The sequence below is a fragment of the Dapis hubbardiae BLCC-M172 genome, from assembly GCF_050016015.1.
Lineage (GTDB): Bacteria > Cyanobacteriota > Cyanobacteriia > Cyanobacteriales > Microcoleaceae > Trichodesmium.
The window spans coordinates 1-2,256 of the sequence record NZ_JBNHEQ010000180.1; the positions used below are offsets into that span (position 1 = coordinate 1).

A 2,256-nucleotide genomic window follows, 5' to 3' on the forward strand; every position below is an offset into this window, starting at 1 on the left:
TTATTAGCGAGGCGTTGGCGGAGCAAGTGCGGCAGCTATATCGCTCTTGCTTACTGAAGATGATGTCTTTGGTTGGTTTAAACATTGTGGTTTTTGAGGGTGAAAAGCGCTGTAAGTGCAGCCAAAGAATACTGACCTAATATTTTTAGGCTAGTTAGAGATGTCCAGTATAAAAGTATTTTTCAACCTTAGTTTTGCCTGAAGATGAAAACAACCCAGTTTCTTCTATAAACTTGAAACTTGGTCTTTGCAGCCGTTTTCATTTCAGTAGACCACAGTAAAGACGATTCTGCGGAATGCAAAACACGAATCTACTGGGTTTTGGTTATGAAAATGAGGTATAATATCAAATACGCTTAATTCGGTATCAAAAAAATTTTCATCTACGGTTCCCGAAAAATCAGCAAAAGTGTAAATTTTTCCAAATTCTGTTCCCTGCTCACTCCTGAGGACTGAGGACTGACTCCTACTCCTACCACTTATACTTTTTCAGCAAACCCTAGTTAGTAAGTGAAATTCTTACCGAAAAAACGGGTCTAAAGCCTCGCCCTAAAAGGGCGACTTTCTCTGCCTCAATATTTTTTTCAAATAATTGTTTTATCTGGGAAAATGTGCGATAAAATAATAGTATAGAAGCAAAAAGATAACAATGTTAGTAAGAGAGGCTAAGTTATTAAACGGGACATAAAATCAATATAAATCCTTGGATGAAGCTATCAGAACAGCACAGTTTATTAGAAATAAAGCTGTCAGATATTGGATAGATAATCAAGGAGTAAATAAGTCGCTTTTATACAAACTAAGTAAAGAGTTAGCTAGTGAGTTTGCTTTTGTTAATCAGTTAAACTCATCAGCTAGACAAGCCTCAGTAGAAGTAGCTTGGACTTCAATTAGTAACTTTTATCGTCGTTGCATTTGAAGGCGCCAAAAAGAAAGGATACCCAAAATTTAAAAAGCATTGTCGGTCTGTAGAATATAAACAATCTGGTTGGAAATTATCAGATGATTGTATGTTTATTACTTTCACTGATAAGTTTAAATCTGGTAAGTTTTCTCTGTATTGTAATTCAGAAACAAGAGAAGATTTGTTCAGACTAAAAATTAATCGGGTGAGAATAGTTAGACGGGCAGATGGTTATTATTGTCAATTTTGTATAGATGCTAATAGAAAAGAACCAGGCAATTACACTGGTAATGTTATAGGCATTGATTTAGGTTTAAAGTATTTCTATAAAGACCAAAACGATAATGGAGTTGTTTATCCTCAATATTTGAGAAAATCAGAGAAAAAATTAAAACGTCGGCAACGACAATTAAGTAAGAAGTTTGTTAAAGGCAAAAAACCTCAATCAAACAATTATCACAAAGCCAGAAAGAGACTAGGGTTATGCCATTTAAAGGTTAGTAGGCAGCGTAAAGACTGGAGCATTAAACAAGCCCGCGTAGTAGCATCTAACGATGTGATTGTTTATGTAGACGCGGAGCGGCGTGCCGAAGGCAGACCTAAAGATACAAAACATGGTCAAAAACCATCATTTGGCAAAGTCTATATCTGATGCAGCGTGGTATCAGTTCACTCAATGGCTAGAATATTATGGAAAAATTTGGGATAAAGCAGTTGTTGCAGTAAATCCCAAATACACTTCGCAAGATTGTTCTAACTGCGGGTATAGAGTCAAGAAAACTTTGTCAACTCGTACTCATGTTTGTCCTAGTTGTCATACTGAAATATGTCGTGATACTAATGCAGCACGAAACATCTTGAGTCGTGGATTAGAAATAATAGGTGTTGAGTGGAATCAAGGTACCGTAGGGCATACGGGAACCTCCTAGTAATAGGGAACGCTTTGGGAGATAACGGCCTCTGCTAATGATGGGCAACTTGATTTAGTAAGCTGTGTCGATGAGCAAAGAATCACATAACCCACATTCCGCACGACAAAATGTAGTACATAAAGAAGGGAAAACTTGAGTAAGTATTTAGACTTATAGTATGAGGTAGGAGGCGATATAGCTGCCGCACTTGCTCCGCCAACGCAAATCAATAGAATGGTATCAGTTTCCAGAACTCACCAATAGACGAATTCAAAAATAGCCAAAGTCTCTCTATCACCTGACTACTCCGTTTTTAATAATTGCCAAGTGCTTTCATTTTACAGTATTATTCAATTGTTGATTATTTTAGCGCTTTACCTGTTTGGGTCTCAAGTTTCTCAATTGAGCAGATAGTATCTTTGACAACTTGGAGGAAAAAAC

The 2,256-nt window shown here is 36.8% G+C and carries 3 protein-coding genes; all 3 read left to right on the forward strand.

The features are described from left to right. The first annotated feature begins 703 nt into the window (after positions 1 to 703). Positions 704 to 919, forward strand: a complete 216-nt coding sequence (locus ACP6PK_RS16270) for a hypothetical protein (RefSeq protein ID WP_426560837.1) — start codon at positions 704 to 706, stop codon at positions 917 to 919. A 91-nt stretch (positions 920 to 1,010) separates the two neighbouring features. After that, complete coding sequence (locus ACP6PK_RS16275) at positions 1,011 to 1,556, forward strand: transposase (protein WP_426560839.1); 546 nt, start codon at positions 1,011 to 1,013, stop codon at positions 1,554 to 1,556. Further along, positions 1,519 to 1,833 carry an RNA-guided endonuclease InsQ/TnpB family protein gene (locus ACP6PK_RS16280; RefSeq protein WP_426560841.1) on the forward strand — a complete coding sequence of 105 codons (315 nt, stop codon included), beginning with the start codon at positions 1,519 to 1,521 and terminating at the stop codon, positions 1,831 to 1,833. Before ACP6PK_RS16275 ends, ACP6PK_RS16280 begins: the two co-directional genes overlap by 38 nt. Positions 1,834 to 2,256 lie beyond the last annotated feature (423 nt).